At 40.7% G+C, this 17,660-nt stretch carries 17 protein-coding genes; 8 read left to right on the top strand and 9 right to left on the bottom strand.

Annotation, left to right across the window (positions count from 1 at the left end; genetic code table 11):
* Positions 1-74: 74 nt before the first annotated feature.
* The 4 genes from BM291_RS00415 to BM291_RS00400 all read left to right on the top strand — a co-directional run bounded on the left by BM291_RS00415 (position 75) and on the right by BM291_RS00400 (position 5,066).
* Positions 75-1,331, top strand: coding sequence for a sulfate adenylyltransferase subunit 1 (locus tag BM291_RS00415; protein WP_092894198.1), 1,257 nt, complete (start codon positions 75-77; stop codon positions 1,329-1,331).
* Between the two features lie 72 nt (positions 1,332-1,403).
* Entirely contained in the window at positions 1,404-3,503 is a 2,100-nt protein-coding gene (locus tag BM291_RS00410; protein ID WP_092894197.1) for a HEPN domain-containing protein, read from the top strand.
* Complete coding sequence (cobA, locus tag BM291_RS00405; RefSeq protein WP_092894196.1) at positions 3,500-4,276, top strand: uroporphyrinogen-III C-methyltransferase; 777 nt, start codon at positions 3,500-3,502, stop codon at positions 4,274-4,276. Before BM291_RS00410 ends, cobA begins: the two co-directional genes overlap by 4 nt.
* Before the next feature lie 184 nt (positions 4,277-4,460).
* Positions 4,461-5,066, top strand: coding sequence for a precorrin-2 dehydrogenase/sirohydrochlorin ferrochelatase family protein (locus tag BM291_RS00400; RefSeq protein WP_092894195.1), 606 nt, complete (start codon positions 4,461-4,463; stop codon positions 5,064-5,066).
* 93 nt (positions 5,067-5,159) lie between these two features.
* On the opposite strand, the gene BM291_RS00395 is transcribed toward BM291_RS00400, so the two are convergent.
* Entirely contained in the window at positions 5,160-5,477 is a 318-nt protein-coding gene (locus tag BM291_RS00395) for a hypothetical protein (protein ID WP_092894194.1), read from the bottom strand.
* Positions 5,478-5,666: 189 nt separating this feature from the next.
* On the opposite strand from BM291_RS00395, the gene metK reads away from it, so the two are divergent.
* Entirely contained in the window at positions 5,667-6,920 is a 1,254-nt protein-coding gene (gene metK, locus BM291_RS00390) for a methionine adenosyltransferase (protein WP_092894193.1), read from the top strand.
* 94 nt (positions 6,921-7,014) lie between these two features.
* On the opposite strand, the gene rho is transcribed toward metK, so the two are convergent.
* The 4 genes from rho to BM291_RS00370 form a co-directional block, all read right to left on the bottom strand.
* Complete coding sequence (gene rho, locus BM291_RS00385; RefSeq protein ID WP_092894192.1) at positions 7,015-8,823, bottom strand: transcription termination factor Rho; 1,809 nt, start codon at positions 8,821-8,823, stop codon at positions 7,015-7,017.
* Positions 8,824-9,029: 206 nt separating this feature from the next.
* Positions 9,030-9,719 carry a DNA repair protein RecO gene (recO, locus tag BM291_RS00380; RefSeq protein WP_092894191.1) on the bottom strand — a complete coding sequence of 230 codons (690 nt, stop codon included), beginning with the start codon at positions 9,717-9,719 and terminating at the stop codon, positions 9,030-9,032.
* A gap of 146 nt (positions 9,720-9,865) precedes the next feature.
* Positions 9,866-10,450 (bottom strand): thymidine kinase, encoded by a 585-nt coding sequence (locus BM291_RS00375; RefSeq protein WP_092894190.1) that lies wholly within the window; start codon positions 10,448-10,450, stop codon positions 9,866-9,868.
* An 8-nt stretch (positions 10,451-10,458) separates the two neighbouring features.
* A complete protein-coding gene (locus BM291_RS00370) occupies positions 10,459-10,785 on the bottom strand; it encodes a 2Fe-2S iron-sulfur cluster-binding protein (RefSeq protein WP_092894556.1) in 327 nt (108 codons plus the stop codon).
* Between the two features lie 33 nt (positions 10,786-10,818).
* Between BM291_RS00370 and BM291_RS00365 the strand changes: the two genes are divergently transcribed.
* The 3 genes from BM291_RS00365 (at position 10,819) to BM291_RS00355 (ending at position 13,237) form a co-directional block, all read left to right on the top strand.
* On the top strand, positions 10,819-11,931 hold the full coding sequence (locus tag BM291_RS00365) for a hypothetical protein (RefSeq protein ID WP_092894189.1): 1,113 nt from the start codon (positions 10,819-10,821) through the stop codon (positions 11,929-11,931).
* Between the two features lie 148 nt (positions 11,932-12,079).
* Positions 12,080-12,640 carry a Pycsar system effector family protein gene (locus BM291_RS00360; protein WP_092894188.1) on the top strand — a complete coding sequence of 187 codons (561 nt, stop codon included), beginning with the start codon at positions 12,080-12,082 and terminating at the stop codon, positions 12,638-12,640.
* A 21-nt stretch (positions 12,641-12,661) separates the two neighbouring features.
* A complete protein-coding gene (locus BM291_RS00355; protein WP_092894187.1) occupies positions 12,662-13,237 on the top strand; it encodes an HD domain-containing protein in 576 nt (191 codons plus the stop codon).
* Here the strand turns inward: BM291_RS00355 and rodA are convergent.
* The 4 genes from rodA to mreC are packed head-to-tail and all read right to left on the bottom strand — an operon-like array spanning position 13,234 to position 17,657.
* On the bottom strand, positions 13,234-14,508 hold the full coding sequence (rodA, locus tag BM291_RS00350) for a rod shape-determining protein RodA (RefSeq protein WP_092894186.1): 1,275 nt from the start codon (positions 14,506-14,508) through the stop codon (positions 13,234-13,236). The two genes, BM291_RS00355 and rodA, sit on opposite strands and share 4 nt — an antisense overlap.
* Positions 14,508-16,310, bottom strand: a complete 1,803-nt coding sequence (gene mrdA, locus BM291_RS00345; protein ID WP_092894185.1) for a penicillin-binding protein 2 — start codon at positions 16,308-16,310, stop codon at positions 14,508-14,510. The genes rodA and mrdA overlap by 1 nt, the downstream gene beginning before the upstream one ends.
* Entirely contained in the window at positions 16,310-16,831 is a 522-nt protein-coding gene (locus BM291_RS00340; RefSeq protein WP_092894184.1) for a rod shape-determining protein MreD, read from the bottom strand. The genes mrdA and BM291_RS00340 overlap by 1 nt, the downstream gene beginning before the upstream one ends.
* Complete coding sequence (gene mreC / locus BM291_RS00335; protein WP_092894183.1) at positions 16,821-17,657, bottom strand: rod shape-determining protein MreC; 837 nt, start codon at positions 17,655-17,657, stop codon at positions 16,821-16,823. Before mreC ends, BM291_RS00340 begins: the two co-directional genes overlap by 11 nt.
* Positions 17,658-17,660 lie beyond the last annotated feature (3 nt).

The raw sequence follows: 17,660 nt of genomic DNA, 5'->3' as shown, positions 1-17,660 counted from the left end.
TTTAAACTCTCATTATCAGAGTCAAGCCAAGTCCAGCTTCTGGAGAAGCAGAACAACTGAAAACTAGAAACAACATGTCTGAAAATAGAAAACTTATAAAAATCGCTACTGCAGGTTCTGTCGATGATGGCAAGAGCACGCTGATCGGTCGATTACTATACGATACCAAATCGCTGACAACTGATAAAATCGAAGCAATCGAGCGTAGCTCCAAGCAACGTGGTTACGATTACCTGGATTTCTCCTTGGCCACTGACGGATTGGTAGCTGAGCGTGAGCAAGGAATCACGATTGACGTAGCGCATATTTATTTCAATACAGATAAGACAAATTTCATCGTAGCTGATACTCCTGGTCACGTGGAGTACACTCGAAACATGGTGACAGGTGCTTCTACCTCTCAGGTAGCGATCATCTTGATCGATGCCAGAAAAGGTGTGATTGAGCAAACTTACCGTCACTTCTTTATTTCCAATTTATTGCGCATCAGTCATGTGGTTGTAGCTGTCAATAAGATGGATTTGGTCAACTATGACGAGGAAGTGTATTTGAAAATCAAAGCTGATTTTGACGCCTTGGTGGCAAAATCAGATTTCACAGAAGATCAGATCACTTTCATTCCTGTATCTGCTTTGAAAGGCGAAAACATCGCTAGGAAATCTGAAGAGATGCCTTGGTATGTTGGCAACACACTTTTAGATCATCTGGAAGTACTTGAACCAGCCGACTTGGAGCCAAGTTCTGTGGCTAGATTCCCGGTGCAATATGTGATTCGTCCTAAGACAGAAGCTTGGCATGACTTCAGAGGTTTCTCTGGAATGCTTTACGGAGGGAATTTAAAAGTAGGTGATGAGGTAACGCTATTGCCTTCTATGAATACTTCCACGATCAAAAGCATTCACTATTTCGATCAAGAAATCCAAGAAGCTGCTCCAGGAAGTTCCATCGCCATTACTTTGGATACAGAAGTGGATCTAAGTCGCGGAGATATGTTGGTAAAAAGCTCTTCTGTGCCACGCAGTGAAAAGCAACTTACAGCAACGATTTGTCAGGTAAATAGTAAGCCACTGAAAGTTGGTGGAAAATATATTTTGCAACACGGTGTGAATCGTGTGCTAGCAAAGGTCGATCAGATTGAATCTAGAATTCATACTGATTTTACCGGAACTGAAACGGCAGATCAATTGAAATTGAATGACATCGGACGAGTGCATTTCCGCTTGAGCAAGCCGATCCACTTTGATACTTACAAAGAAAATAAAGCGAACGGGAGTTTTATCCTAATTGAAGAAGGAGAATACGATACCGTTTCGGTTGGATTTATTGAATGATTAAACCCTTCGACTTAGCTCAGGGCAACAGTCTTCTCACTTCCAGCCACAGCCATTAAACCTATTACAGCCATGCAAAGCTTTAGAACCGAACTAGAAAATCCTATAGTAGAACAAGACATCATCGATTTAGAAAAGAAAATTGCGCTTTTCAACGGTGGTAATATAGACGAGGAAAAATTCCGCAGCCTTCGTCTGGCCCGCGGTATTTATGGCCAGCGTCAGCCAGGTGTGCAGATGATCCGGATCAAACTGCCATATGGCCGTGTTTCTTCAGATCAACTTCGCAGGGTTTGCAAGGTTTCGGATGAATATTCTACGGGAAGATTGCACATAACAACTCGTCAGGATATTCAGATTCACTACGTGAGTTTGGATAGAACTCCTGAGCTTTGGGCGGAATTGGAACGTGATGATGTGACTATCCGTGAAGCTTGTGGAAATACAGTAAGGAATGTCACTGCTTCAGAAACTGCCGGAATCGATCCAAATGAGCCATTTGACGTGACTCCTTATGCGGATGCTGTTTTCAAATACTTTTTGAGAAATCCTATCTCTCAGGAAATGGGTAGGAAATTCAAAATTTCCTTTTCCTCTTCTGATGAAGACACAGGCTTAAGCTACTTGCATGATTTGGGTTTTATCCCAAAAGTTAAAATTATTGATGGTCAGGAAGTTCGTGGATTCAAAGTGATGCTTGGTGGAGGTCTGGGATCTCAGCCAAGGCATGCGGAATTGTACACTGATTTCATTACTGCTGATCAGATCATTCCATTTGGGGAAGCTGTGATCAGAATCTTTGACCGTCATGGCGAGCGTGCTAAGCGTATGAAGGCCAGAATGAAGTTTTTGATCAAAGACATAGGCCTTGAAACCTTCTTGGAATTGGTCGAAAAGGAGAAAAAAGCACTTCCCTTCAAGTCTTATCCTATCGATTTTGAAGCGTATGAAGCTTCGCAAAAGCTACCTGATGCTCCTACTGCGACAGTAGAAGAAGAGCTTGGGTTGGATTTTGAGCATTTCAAACTCACGAATGTTTTACCTCAAAAACAAAAGGGATTTGTATCTGTGGGCGTAAGAGTTTCACTTGGAGATTTCTACACAGATCAAGCTAGAAAACTAGCGGATTTAGTAGAGAAATACGCAAGTGGAGAAGTACGTTTTACACTTCGCCAAAACTTCCTGATTCGTGATGTTCGTGAGGACTTAGTTCCTTATTTCTACAAAGAGCTGAAGGACTTGGGTTTGGCATCTGGTGGCTATAATTCTTTGGGTGATATCACAGCTTGTCCGGGTACAGATACCTGTAATCTTGGAATTGCAAGTTCTACTGGAATTGCTGCAGAATTGGAAAAAGTAATTCTTGCTGAGTATCCACAATACCTGAAAAACCAAGAGTTGGTAATCAAAATTTCTGGATGTATGAATGCCTGTGGTCAGCATAACATGGCTCATATTGGTTTCCAAGGAATGTCTATGAAAGCTGGGAAAATAGTAGTTCCAGCACTTCAAGTACTTCTTGGTGGAGGAAATATGGGCGATGGAAATGGACGCTTTGCAGATAAAGTTACAAAAATCCCAAGTAAACGAGGTCCTCAGGCTTTGAGAGTTTTGCTGGATGATTTCGAAGCAAATGCAAATGGCCTTGATTTCTTAAGCTATTACGATGAAAAAGGGCAGATCTATTTCTATGATTTATTGAAAGAATTAGGCGATGCTTCTACGGTGACTCCAGCCGATTATGTGGATTGGGGAAATACAGAAGAATATAAAATTGCAGTGGGAGTAGGAGAATGTGCCGGTGTGGTGCTTGACTTGGTAGCTACCTTGCTTTTGGAAGCAAAAGAGAAAATCGACATCGCTCAGAAATGTCTGGAAGAAGGACGCTGGTCAGATAGCATCTATCATCACTATGCAGGATTGATCAATGCTGCGAAAGCAATTTTGCTAAGCGAAAGCTTGAGTGCAAATTCTTACGCGAATATCATTTCTCAGTTTGACGAAGCTTTTGTAGCAAGTGGAAAAATCGATTTGGGTGGAACATTCGCAGAGAAAATCTACCAGATCAATCAGAACGAGCCTACTGAAGAATTCGCAAACGCATATGCTAAGCAGGCTTTGGATATTTATGGTTTGCTGAAAAGCTACCGTGAGGAAGAGGTGACTGCATGAAACGTATAAATCAACCAAAAGTAACACTGGTCGGAGCTGGTCCAGGTGATCCTGAATTGATCACACTCAAGGCCGTTTTGGCGCTGAACAAGGCCGATGTGGTCTTGTATGATGCGCTGATCGATCCTGTTTTGCTTGAGCATGCACCAGAAACTGCACTTAAGATCTTTGTTGGCAAGCGGGTAGGAAAGCATTCGCAGCCACAAGAAGACACGAATCAACTTTGCGTCAGTCTAGCCAAAAAGCATGGTCATGTGGTTCGTTTGAAAGGCGGAGATCCATTTGTCTTCGGACGGGGATCGGAAGAGATCGAATACATAGAAGCATTTGGCATCAGCACTGAAATGATTCCCGGGATTACTTCGGCGATTGCAGTTCCTGCTTCGGCTGGAATTCCAGTAACGAAGAGAGGGATTTCTGAAAGTTTTTGGGTAGTGACAGGTACTACTTCTGCTGGAGAACTTTCCAGAGATCTAGCTTTGGCAGCACAGTCCACGGCGACTGTCGTTGTGCTTATGGGTACTAGGAAATTAGCAGAGATTTCGAGGGTTTATAGTAAGTTTGGAAAAGCTGATTTACCAATAGCGATTATTCAAAGTGGTACCACGCGCGAAGAAAAGATCGTAGCAGGTTATATTTCAGATATAGAGCAAAAAGCTACCGAAGCAAAAGTGGAAGCTCCTGCAATCATCATCATTGGTGAGGTAGTGCGAGAAAGCATGAAGTTGGCAGAGGTATATCGAGAAGTGGTTACAGTAGCTGGAAGACGATAGACGGAAGACCGAAGAAAAAAAGCACAAGAATTTTTTCAGTTTTAAGACTTTGAAATGCTCCACGACAGAAAAGCTTTGGTTACTTTCCAACGTAATATCCAAGACCGAATGATGAATTCGGAATATCGAAGTACAGAATTCCCCGAGTCTATTGTCTTGATTCTAACATCTTGATTCTAAAAAAATGAACCACTTATACCCTATATTTCTCAAAGTTCACGAACTCAACGTACTCCTGATCGGTGGAGGAAATGTAGGTACGGAGAAGCTTCAGTTTTTGTTGAAGTCAAGTCCAAATGCGCAGGTGACTGCAGTTTCGAGGGAATTCTCTCAAGACTTTTTGGATCTAGCTTCCACGACAGATACTGTGACTGTGATTGAGGATGTGTATCATGAAAAATACCTTGGAGGAAAGCATATTGTAATCGCTGCGACGGATGACAAACTAGTCAATCGGCAGGTTCGTGATGAAGCAAAAGAGCGGTTCCTCTTAGTAAACGTAGCTGATACGCCAGATCTCTGTGATTTCTACCTTGGAGGGATTGTGACGAAAGGAAACTTGAAGATCGCAATCAGTACCAATGGCAAATCGCCAACGGCAGCAAAGCGTCTTCGTCAGCTTTTGGAAGAAGTTCTTCCCGAAGAAATTGATGATTTGTTAGACAATCTCAATGCCTACAGAGATACGCTGAAAGGGGACTTTGAATATAAAGTGAAGGCTATGAATGAGATCACAGAAGGATTAGTGAAGAAGGGAGAGATCAAAAATTTAGCATATAACAAATCTTAATTTTTTTTTGCGAAGACGCGTTAAGTTCAGATTATGTAAAAAATTGTACGATTCAGGTTCTCAGTATGTGATGACATCCTGAAGCTCTTATCCTCAAGAAAGTTTGGTGAATTCAATCTTATTTTCATCCATGAATGCAGCAAACTGACGATACGCGTCCTTTCCCTCAAATCGATCTCTGATAGATACGAGCAGCTTTTCTGATTGAGGTTCTTTCACTTTTAGAACCTTTGCTAGTAAGCTTATTTGAATAGGGTTAATTATGTAAGAATATACATGGTCAGTGCCACCCTTTTTTTTGCCAAATTCAGTTCCTTCAAATATCAAGTGGTTCTCTTCGTTGAAAAAAATAGATAGCATAATTATGATACTGCTGGATTCATACTCGAAGAGCTTAATTTTTGAAGTCATCTGATTAGGGTTTAATTTTTAGGTGGAAAATTCAAATTACGCCATTTTACAGGTTATTTTGGTTTAAAACTGATTTTACTCGCCGATACTCAATCTAACAAAAGCTTATCATAACACTTCAGTTTTTTATTTCACCTAGTTCCCGTATTTTTGGACTTCCTTTAAAATACTCATTACCAACTTATATTTATGGCATATCTATTTACCTCAGAATCCGTTTCTGAGGGGCATCCAGATAAAATCGCAGACCAAATTTCTGACGCGTTAATTGATAATTTTTTAGCGTTTGATCCAAATTCCAAAGTAGCCTGTGAGACTCTTGTGACTACTGGGCAGGTGTTTTTGGCGGGAGAGGTGAATTCTGACATCTACCTTGATGTGCAGAAAATTGCCCGTGATGTGATCAATCGAATCGGTTATACTAAGAGTGAGTATATGTTTGAGGGTAATTCTTGCGGAGTACTTTCTGCTATCCATGAGCAGTCTTCTGAAATTAATCAAGGCGTAGTTCGTCAAAATCCAGAGGAGCAAGGCGCAGGTGATCAGGGGATGATGTTTGGTTATGCAACCAACGAAACTGAAAATTTCATGCCTTTGGCTTTGGATCTTTCTCATATGATCCTTCGTGAATTGGCGGCTTTGAGAAGAGAAAATAAAGACATTACGTATATCCGTCCTGATTCTAAGGCTCAAGTCACTATCGAGTACAGTGACGATAATGTGCCTCAGCGTATTGAAGCAATTGTAGTTTCTACGCAGCACGATGATTTTGACGAGGAAGGTAAAATGCTTGCAAAAATCAAGTCGGATATCATTTCGATCTTGATCCCAAGAGTAGTTGCGAAGTTGAAGCCAGAAATACAGAAGCTTTTCACTTCTGAAATCAAATATCATATCAATCCAACGGGCAAGTTTGTGATCGGTGGACCACATGGTGACACTGGTTTGACAGGAAGAAAAATAATCGTAGATACTTACGGTGGAAAAGGTGCCCACGGTGGAGGAGCTTTCTCAGGAAAAGATCCTTCCAAGGTTGACCGTTCTGCAGCTTATGCTACGCGACACATTGCAAAAAACATGGTTGCTGCTGGTCTTGCTGATGAGGTTTTGGTGCAGGTTTCTTATGCAATTGGAGTTGCTAAGCCAATGGGGATTTATATCAATACATATGGCACGGCTAAAGTGGATATGCACGACGGTGACATAGCGAAGAAAATTGAAGAGCTATTCGATATGCGTCCTTATGCTATCGAGCAGCGTTTGAAGCTTCGCAATCCTATCTATGAGGAAACTGCTGCTTACGGCCACATGGGGAGAACAAATGAAGTGGTCACTAAGACTTTCTATTCTCCATACCGAGACGAAATTAAACTTGAGGTAGAGTTATTCACCTGGGAAAAACTAGACTACGTAGATAGAATCAAAAAAGCATTTGATCTATAAAAACAACAAAGCCTTCTGAACTTCAGAAGGCTTTGTTGTTTTACTGAAGTGTCTTTTCCTATAGTTTTCACTTAAGGAAAAGACACTTTATTTTTTAACTATTCATGCTGATCAAGAACTCAGCATTGTCGCGAGTTCCTTTCATACGCTGTAGCAAGAATTCCATAGACTCCTGAGAGTTCATGTCACTCATAAGCTTACGAAGGATCCACACACGTTGCATTTCTTCCTTATCCATCAATAGGTCTTCACGACGAGTACCTGAGTTAAGCACATCGATAGAAGGATAGATTCTTCTGTTGGCAAGTTTACGATCTAGCGCAAGTTCCATGTTACCAGTTCCTTTGAATTCTTCAAAGATCACTTCATCCATTTTAGAACCAGTTTCTACTAAGGCTGTAGCGATGATAGTCAATGAACCACCATTCTCTACATTACGAGCCGCACCGAAGAAACGCTTTGGCTTATGAAGTGCATTAGCATCCACACCACCAGAAAGGATCTTTCCTGAGCTTGGTACCACTGTATTGTGTGCTCTGGCAAGTCTAGTGATAGAGTCCAATAGGATTACCACATCATGACCAACTTCCACCATGCGCTTTGCTTTTTCCAAAACGATATTAGAAACTTTCACGTGTCTGTCGGCAGTCTCATCGAATGTAGAAGAAATCACTTCTGCATTTACCGAGCGAGCCATATCCGTCACTTCCTCAGGTCGCTCATCGATCAGTAAGATCATCAAGTGAACTTCAGGGTGATTTTTTGTAATCGCATTCGCGATCTGCTGTAGCAATACTGTCTTACCAGTTTTTGGCTGAGCTACGATCATGCCTCTTTGGCCTTTACCTATAGGAGCAAATAGATCTACTACTCGTGTGGAGAATTTATCTCCTGTGGTAGATAGATTTAATCTTTCTTCTGGGAAAAGAGGAGTTAGATATTCGAAAGGAACACGGTCCCTGATTTCATCTGTAGTTTTACCGTTGACGGTAGCAATTTTCAAAAGTGCAAAATACTTTTCACCTTCTTTAGGAGGACGAATAGATCCTTTGATATGATCGCCGGTTTTTAGTCCGAAAAGTTTTACTTGACTTGGTGATACATAGATATCATCTGGAGAAGCAAGGTAATTGTAGTCCAATGAACGAAGGAAGCCGTAGCCTTCTTGCATCATTTCCAAAACCCCTTCATTGTCGATAACTCCATCGAATTCACGAGGATTTACGCCTGGTCGTCTTCGATTGGAATGAGGAACTGTCTCAGCTGCTGGAGCCATCACCTCATCGGGTGACTTGAAGTTTCTTCTTCTTGGAAGTTCTGCTTCTTGCTCAGGTTTAGCTTGAGTCTGCGCAGGTGCACTTGCTGGCTTTTCTTCCTTTTTAGCTTCTGTAGTAGTTTCTGCTTCTTCAAAGACTTTACGTCTTGGTCTGAAGGTCTTTGGCTCTTCGCCTACAGGCTCAGACTTTGGTAAAGGCTTTCTTTCTACTTTCTCTGGTTGGGCTTCTTTTTTAGCTTTCCAGTCCGGTTTATTCTCTTTTGGCTTAGGAGCCTCTGCAGTATTTTTTGATTCTGGAGCAGGAGTAGTAGCAGGTGCTTCGGTTGCTTCCGGTACCGCTGTTACGTTTTGTCTCTTGAATTTTGGCTTGTATTCTGGCTCTTCAGGAGCTTTTACTGGAGCAGGCTTTGGTGCTTCTGCTGAATTTTCCGGTGCTTTAGCTGGCTCTGTGGCTGCTGAAGGCTTCTTTTTTGGCAAGGCTTGCTCTGGGGTGATAGCTTGCTGGTCAAGGATTGCATAGACGAGTTCGTCTTTCTTTAGAGATTTATGGCTTTTAACACCTAGCTCCTCAGCGATTTCCTTCAGTTCAGACAATAACCTGACTCTGAGTTCTTCTATGTTGTACATAAAGAGGGTATGAAATAAATAAAATGTAGTAAATGCGGTATTTGAGATCGTGGATGATTTTCTGAGCAAAAAAGATCTGCAGGAAATACTCAAGTCAAAGTGGGCTGACTTGCTCATTCACGGTGATGTCACAATATTAACCCATGTGTTTGTATTAACCAAATATTTATTCTGGATAGAAGGTAATTTCAATCAATTAGCTGGCTTTAACCATTTAATTGCCTAAGAATCACCAAAGATTTCCAGTTTCCAGGATTGTCCAGGTGCTGACTATAAAAGTCAAGCAGGTGATCCAAAAGCTTTTGGCGCAATATTTTTCCTATTTTGGCTTCATTGGAAAAAGAGGAACTCATGAGGGCTGCCAGGTAATTTTCGGCTTGAGTGAGTTCCAAAACAGAAAAGGGTTGTGAACGGCTTTCTGACAAAAAACCAAGGGCTTCCTGAGGAGCAAAGCCTAAATAGCTGGCTTTTTCGATTAAGAATACTAATGGGAATTGGCCGAGGTGTACCTCTTTGCTATCTAGATGAATGATACATTCTTTGAGAAAATCAAATAGGGATTCGTTCTGGTAATTTTCATAGATAGACTTACTGATTACTTCTGTGATAAAAAGTGCAATCCCTGTTCTAGTAAAATCAAAAGGAATAAGCTGGTGAGCTCTGTGTAATTGTGCTTCGGAGATACGCTGCAAGCCAGCTGTATCCTTATCGTAAACAACCAGTTCCAGCAATGTTAATGGTTGATATAAAGCAATTTTGGATTTATTTCCCTGAGTACGTACTCCGTTTACCAAATAGGATTTAAGGCCAAGTTCCCTAGTAAAGATCTTCACGATTATACTCGTTTCCTTGTATCGAATGGCACCTAGAACTATCCCTTGGGTCTTTTTAAGCATATTTTTGATGTAGTTGTCTGGCTTCGGTGTTTCAGTTAGGAATTAAGTGCTAGTGGAGTTGACTTCATCATTCGGCCTTCCTTATTTAATGGTAGTCTTTGCTCTTTGTCTCCCAAAACATCGGTCACCTAACATCCCACATCTTTCTATTTCTTATCCTCATTGAAACACTTTCTGCACCGAGCCTCATAACTTTCTTTTTCACCCAAAACCACTTTTTCTTTTGCATCAGACAATCTAAATGAGAATGCCGCCAAGTCTCCACATTTCATGCATATAGCATTTACTTTAGTGACATACTCAGCAATTGCCATGAGCTTTGGCATAGGATCGAATGGATTTCCTTCGAAATCCATGTCTAAACCTGCCAAAATCACGCGTTTTCCTTGATTGGCTAGCTTTTGAGCTACTGGAACGATTTGCTCATCGAAAAATTGAACCTCATCAATCCCCACTACGTCGCAATCCCCACTTAATAATAAGATGTCATTTGCAAAATTTACCGGTGTTGATCGGATCGAGTTATCATTGTGAGAAACAACAGCATTTTCGTCATATCGCTTATCTATCGACGGCTTGAAAATTTCCACTTTTTGCTTGGCAATTTTGGCGCGATTAAGTCTACGAATCAATTCTTCTGTTTTTCCGGAAAACATTGAGCCACAAATCACTTCGATCTGACCTCTGTTTCCTGAGGACTTTTGTCTACCAATTGAAGGTTCTATAAACATGCTTGATGCTATTCGCTATATTCTATATGTGGGAACTTATTGAATTTGCCCACTCGGACAACAATCTCTCCTGCTGGAAGTTCCGCCTGACAAGCCAATCTTTCTCCCGCTTTTAATCGGCCTTGTTCTAGAAAATCAAGTTCGGACTTAGTAGGAGGTGAAAGATTGTCTTCACCGGATTTCAGGATGATTTTACAGGTAGTACACCTACCTTTTTTCCCACAAGCATGCATCCAATCGATACCATTTTCATGAATAATTTCGATAACTTTACGATGAATGCTAATAGAATTAATCCTCAGATTAAATAGATTTTCTATGACGATTTGAGGCATTTGTTCGTTGACTTTTGTAAACACCACTCTTCAATGACAACTCAAATTAACAGCAATTATTTAGAAAAATACGCCGAAGACTATTCCGCGATTGTTTGTGGGCAGTTTTTCTCCTCCAAACAATACATGACGGGGCAGGACATTGTTCAGCTTACCAATAGCACTCAGGTGAATTTCTTCATTATCAAAAGGCTTTTCGAATTGTGGCAGCAAGAGCTCGCAAAGCTAAAGAGCAATCCTTATTTTGATTATCGGGATATTTCTGTGCACGAAGCTCTCACGGAGTTCATGAATGTGCTTTCTAAGAGAATCAAGATAGAAAGAGAGCAGCTACAGCCTTTGTTAAGGACTGCGGTGGAGCAAGCAATCCAACTTGCCACGGATCCGGTTACATTTTACCAAAATGAGATAACCAAAGCCCCATCAGGTCAGATTAATGAATTCCTGAAGGAAAATAAGAAATACTACAAATGGCATGACCAAGCGATCACGTTTTTAGTAGACAAGGCAGGTTTTGGACATGATGAAAGTGCTTATCTACGGGCAATCGCAGCTAATTATCAGGCGATAAATGAATCCTTAGAATCGGTGAATTTGCTTTTGGCTACACTCGGAGATATAAAACCATTTGATTTAGACGCTTATATAGTTCAGGATACTCCAGAGCCTGTACCAACTTCAATACCGGAATCAAGTAGGGAGCAGGAATCTAAAAGCTCATTCTTTGATCAGGTAGAAATGGAAGAATCAACTAGTAGAAATTCGGCTCCTGAGCCAGTGAGAACAGTTGAGCATGAGCCGGTGAAAGCAGTACAACCTAGTTATACAAATGGAGCAGAGCATGCTTTTAATTCAAGTAGTTTGAAGGCGAGATTTGAAACGCTCTCTTATAAAGGCATGAAAGGAGTAATGGGAGAACTTGCCGAAAGTCTTGCTATCAATCAGCGCTTTATGTTTACCAAAGAGCTTTTTGACGGAAATGCAGATCTACTCAAGCATGCACTAAAATCCATCGATAAATGTGACTCATTTGATGAAGCGATTGGATTGGTAAACACTCGTTTTGCAGGTGAGCTAGGATGGAAGTCAGAATCCGAGCCTGTGCAAGAGTTCCTGTTGCTAGTTTATAGGAAGTTTGAGGTATAGACTTCGGATATTTTGAAGAATCAAAGAGCTGGTTTCTAGCTCTTTTTTCTTTTTGTAAAATGAAATCTCCTTAATTCATAGGAATTGCTTAATTCACAGATTATCTTGTTTTTACATGTTGATATTTTTGAGTCAACTTTTTTAATCAATGCGTAAGAAACTTCAAGACCTAAAAGACCTCCCACCCTTAGAACCCGGCATTGATGCCGTGGATAACTATTGGTATCTAATCATGTACCTACGTGATTTAATTAAAGCTTCTGAGATCAAAGCTGGCTTAGTGTTGTCCTTCTATGGCTTATTGATGAATGTGTTTTTCCAATTTTATGAGCATTTGATAGAACTGGCAGCCTCTGATTTACTGACTTATGGCTTTATGGGGTTATGGTTTGTATTCAGCGTCATCTCTATTTATTATAGTTTCAGATGTTTTATGCCTCAGATTGAGACCAATTTTGACAAGAGCGTATTCTTTTTTGGGAATATTATTTCGTCTTATGGCCCGATTAAAGACTATGTAAAAGAATTGGAAAAAGTGAGTACCAATAGACGCCCACTCTTTGATCAGTTGGGAGAGCAGGTATTCATTAATGCAAAGATCACTGCTGAGAAATTCAAGAATGTCAACCTATCCGTTCGATACTTATCATTTAACATTGGCTTAGTGTTTGTTTTTATTTTGTACTACGCAATAAAAACGGCCTTTTAGCCAACAGCCCTGTTTCATCCCATGCAAGGATATCGTACTCTTCGAAAACGAGTTTTATCTAATCTTGAGGCTAATTTGCCCAAGTCTCTGACTTATCATGCTCTAGATCACACGCTGGACGTGTTGAATGTGTGTAATCAATATATAAGGCGGGAAAAGCTTTCTGAAGAAGATCGATATCTACTAAGAATGGGTGCGATAGTACACGATATGGGTTTTCTAAAAGGATCTTCAAATCATGAAGAAGTAGGTGCTGGTATGGCTGAAATTATTATGAAGGATTTGGGTGTAAAACCAAAAGCCATTGAGCAAGTGAAAGGTTTGGTAATGGCTACTAAAATCCCTCAAAGCCCTAAAAATCATCTGCAACGCATTATTTGCGATGCAGATTTGGATTACTTAGGTAGACAGGATTATCCTGAAATAAGTGAGAAATTATTTGAGGAACTGAAGAACATGAATGTGATCTCAACCCCTCAGCAGTGGAAGGATCTGCAGATTAATTTTTTGAAAGCGCATCAATACCATACGCCTTTTGCCATAAAGAATAGAGAGCCACAGAAGCAAATCTGGCTAAAAAAGCTACTAGCTTCTTAGCCCATTCTTCCAAGTTGCAATGCTCTGGCACTATCCATTTTGATGAAGACGAAGAGCAGAATTGTAAACGACCATAGAGAGGATCCTCCATAGCTAAAGAAAGGCAAAGGAATTCCTACCACAGGAAATAATCCAATGGTCATGGCGATATTGATCATGAAGTGAAACATCAGAATCGAAATCACACAATAGCCATATATTCTATTAAACCTGTTTTTTTGACGCTCCGCCATGAGCACCAATCGGGTAATCATGGCTACAAACAATGAAATGACAACAAAGCTGCCTAGCCAGCCAAACTCTTCTCCTAGCGTACAAAATATAAAATCTGTGTGTTGCTCAGGAACAAAGTCAAACTTCGTCTGCGTGCCTTGTAAATAGCCTTTTCCTGCAAGTCCACCTGAGCCGATAGCAATTTTGGATTGTGTAACATTCCATCCAACACCAAGCGGGTCTAGGTCTGGATTGAAAAGCACCATGATTCTATTTTGCTGGTGCTCAGGAAGTTTAGAGACTACAAAGTCAAGGCTATAGGTAAATGCTATTAATGCGATTCCTATTACACTGAAAGCAATTATTTGCTGAGGTGTCTTTTTTCCCATCATAATCAGGATGGCAACAATCACCACAATAGCACCCGCTAAATAGAGATTGTTTTCTATACCTAGTGCCAATAAAGCTATTGCAATTATACCGATGCCAAGCACATAGAACTTTTGTGGAAGCCCTTCACGATAGAACATGATCAGCATGGCAAAATATACCATGGCAGTACCAGTATCTGGCTGAAGAATGATCAGTACTATCGGTAGTAAGAGCACTCCAAATGCCTGTAATTGATATTTGGTTTTGGAGAGATCAAAGGTGGGTCTTTCCATAAACTTGGCTAGCGCTAGGGCTGTCGCAAATTTGGCAAACTCTCCGGGTTGTATACGGAAAGAACCGAATCCAATGGTAAGTATCTGTCCATTTACTTCTTTTCCTATAAAAGGAGTCAGTAGTAGTAATACCAGCATTACCAGATATATAGGAATTGCTAAATTTTCGAATAGACGGTAATCTGCCGCCATGATTACGATAATGATCGCTATCGCGGTCCCTATCCAGACTAGTTGAATACCGGAATTGATTGAAGTATCGAAAATACTTTTGTCCACTTGCCCATCGTAGACTGCGGCGTAGATATTGAACCAGCCTATCATTACTAATACGAAATAGATCATAACGGTGATCCAATCCACCCGACTTATGTTAATATCCTTCTCACGCATTAATAAATGAAGTTTCCTGTTATGACATATTTCTCAAGATCAGGTCTTGAGATACTGTCTTTAAGGTATTTTTCAATCATAAGAGATGCTGTACTCGCCGCAGCTCTTCCACCCCAACCTGCATTTTCCACGTACACCACAATGGCTATTTGAGGATTGTCCTTTGGTGCAAAAGCAATGAACACAGAGTGATCTTCTCCGTGAGGATTTTGGGCAGTTCCAGTTTTTCCAGCGATCTGAATATCCTTCATGATAGCTCGCTGAGCAGTCCCGTATAGAGCCTGAACCATCGCATCCTGTACCATATCAAAGTGGTGTGCATCTACACCTACTTCATGTTTGGTAAGATATTCCTGCGGAATCTGACTTTTGTCCCCGTCAATAGCTTTTACTAAATGAGGCGTGTAATAGTATCCTTTATTTGCAAAAATGGCTGCTAGATTAGCCATTTGAAGTGGTGTCACAAGCAGTTCTCCTTGGCCAATAGAAAGAGAATAGATGGTGGAATATTTCCAACGACCGTTACCATAATAGTGATCATAGTATCCGCTATTAGGCACTAGCCCTTTCTTTTCATTGGGCATATCTACACCCAAAGTACCGCCTAATCCGAATTTCAATACATGTTCCCGCCATGCATTTAATCCTATCTCGGTATCCTTATAGGTATTACTTGATACTTCCTGATTGATGATTTGTCTGAAAGCTTGGTGATAATATGGGTTACAGGAATTACGGATTGCTCCAAAAAGATTGACTGGAGAAGGGTGATTGTGACAAGCCACCAAAGACTTATTACAAGCAAAAGTGGTTTCAGGAGTCAAAATACCTTCTTGCAGACCGATGAGACTTTGCACTATTTTAAAAATTGATCCTGGAGGATAAGTCGCCATGATTGGACGATTAAACAAAGGCTTAGTCTCTAAGGAATTCAAAGCTCTGTAGCTTTTACTGAATTCTGCGCCTGTCAAGGAATTAGGATCATAGAATGGCGCAGAAATCATACTTAGGATTTCCCCAGTCTTTGGCTCAATAGCTACTACAGAACCTGTTTTTCCTTGCATTAGCAATTCGCCATATTTCTGTAACTCCATGTCAATTGAAGAAGTAATATTGCTACCTGCTACCGAAGCGGTATCATATTCACCGTCTTTGAAGGGACCTTTGTCTATTCCCCTTACATTGACCATTTTGTATTTCACGCCTTTGGTTCCCCTCATCTGATCTTCATAGAAGCGTTCCATTCCACTCAGTCCTACATAGTCCCCCTGTACATAATAGCCTGAGCTGTCACGTTCAAGTTGTCTCCCGCTGATCTCACCAATATACCCCAAGGCATGGGAAGCCACTGGCTCTGGATAAGAGCGCACTGAGCGAGTCATAATAAACAAGCCTGGGTAATCGATTAGAAAGTCTTGAATTTTAGCAAAATCATTGGTAGATATCTGCTTGATAAAAGTAGAAGGCTTTACATAAGAATATTTTCTTGCTGCCTGATATGATTCGATCAAGTGCTCTTTTGTAATCCCAAAAAGATTTAAGAAACGAGTAGTATCCCCTACTTCAAATTCCTTTGGGACTATCATCAAATCAAAAATTGGATTGTTATAAACGAGCAATTTACCATTGCGGTCGTAGACTAATCCTCGATAGGGGTGATCTACCACTCGTTGAATGGCATTCCGCTCAGCTTTTCGGATAAAGCTGTCGTCCATCACTTGGATCATAAAAAGCTTGGTTAAAAGCACCAAACCAATCACGAAAACAAAGATGATTATTACTACGGGCCTTTGGTCGTTCATTAGATTCCTCTCCTGCGTTTGAAGAACAGTAGTTGTACAATTATAGCCATAAAGACTGTAAATATCGAGGAGAAAAAGCTTTTGTTTAATACGCCAAATAATCCCCCTGTTCCCCATTGATCGGCAATGAAAAACATGAGTGAGAAGACAAAAACTAAAGGTAAAGTATAGCTGATGTACCATCCAATTCCCATTTCAGGAAGGGTGGGGATATTAGCATCGTCATAACCACCATTTGGACTGATGGCTTTGAGCCAAAAAGGGCGTAAGAAAGCCAAAAGTGTAACCGCCGAAGCATGAAGACCAAGTGTGTCGTAAAATACATCTATCAGTAGTCCAATGCCAAAACTGATTAAGATCAAGGGAAAGCCACGCATGGTGATAGGGAAACTCAATATAGCCAGTAGGTATATGAAGCAGAAAGCCACACCAAAAAGCGCGAGGTTTTTCAGCAGTAAAATCTGCACCAGGCACAAGCAAATCACCAAGAATACGTAAGTAATCAGACTCTTAAAATTCATTTTCTATATCTGAATTCATATGTAGAGAATCAATTTCATCTAATCGAGCATTTTCTACTAAATAGACATAATGCGCCTTGCTGAAATCTGTGCTTAGTTTTATTACAATGTCCAGAAAGTTAGGGTCTTCTCCTTGATTCACACTTTCTATAATTCCGATTATAATTCCCTCTGGGAAAACTGCACTAAATCCAGTTGTGACGATGGTGTCACCAGGATTAGCTGTTACGTGACGGGGAACATACAGAAGCTTCGATTTTTCGGAGTCCTTACCGTCCCATTTCGTCGTTCCAAATGAATTATTGGTCTTGATTTTAGAGGAAAGTTTAAGCTCCGTGTTTAGTAAAGAAAAAGCCACTGAGTAATTTTCAGATACTGACTTTATTCTTCCAATGACTCCTTCTTCGTTAAATACTCCCATTCCAGGTTTGACTCCATCTTTAGACCCTTTGTTAAGGGTTATATGATTTTGAGAAAAACGTAAGGAATTGCTAATAATTCGAGCGCCTTTGAAAGTAAACTGAGCTTCCAATGCGGAATCCAACTGGATAGAAATACTATCAGGTATAGAATTCAAAGTTTTAAGATGCTCCAACAGTGCGGCATTTTCCACAAGGAGCGCTTCATTAGCTTCCGCGAGTGAAAAGAAATCGACGACGTCTGAGCGGGTCTTAAGAACGGATCCGGTTACTGCATTGGAACTATTGAAGAAAGCTGCACCCTGAGGTGAATTATTGGAGACAATTAATCCTATCGCCAATACTTCAAGCAAAACAAATAATAGAAAAGACCTTAGGCTATAAAGGAATTGAAGGATGCGTAGCATTCG

It is taken from the genome of Algoriphagus aquimarinus (assembly GCF_900112005.1).
GTDB classification, from domain to species: Bacteria; Bacteroidota; Bacteroidia; order Cytophagales; family Cyclobacteriaceae; genus Algoriphagus; species Algoriphagus aquimarinus.
Note: the sequence above shows the minus strand (reverse complement) of the source record. Positions and strands in the feature narration are given on the sequence as shown.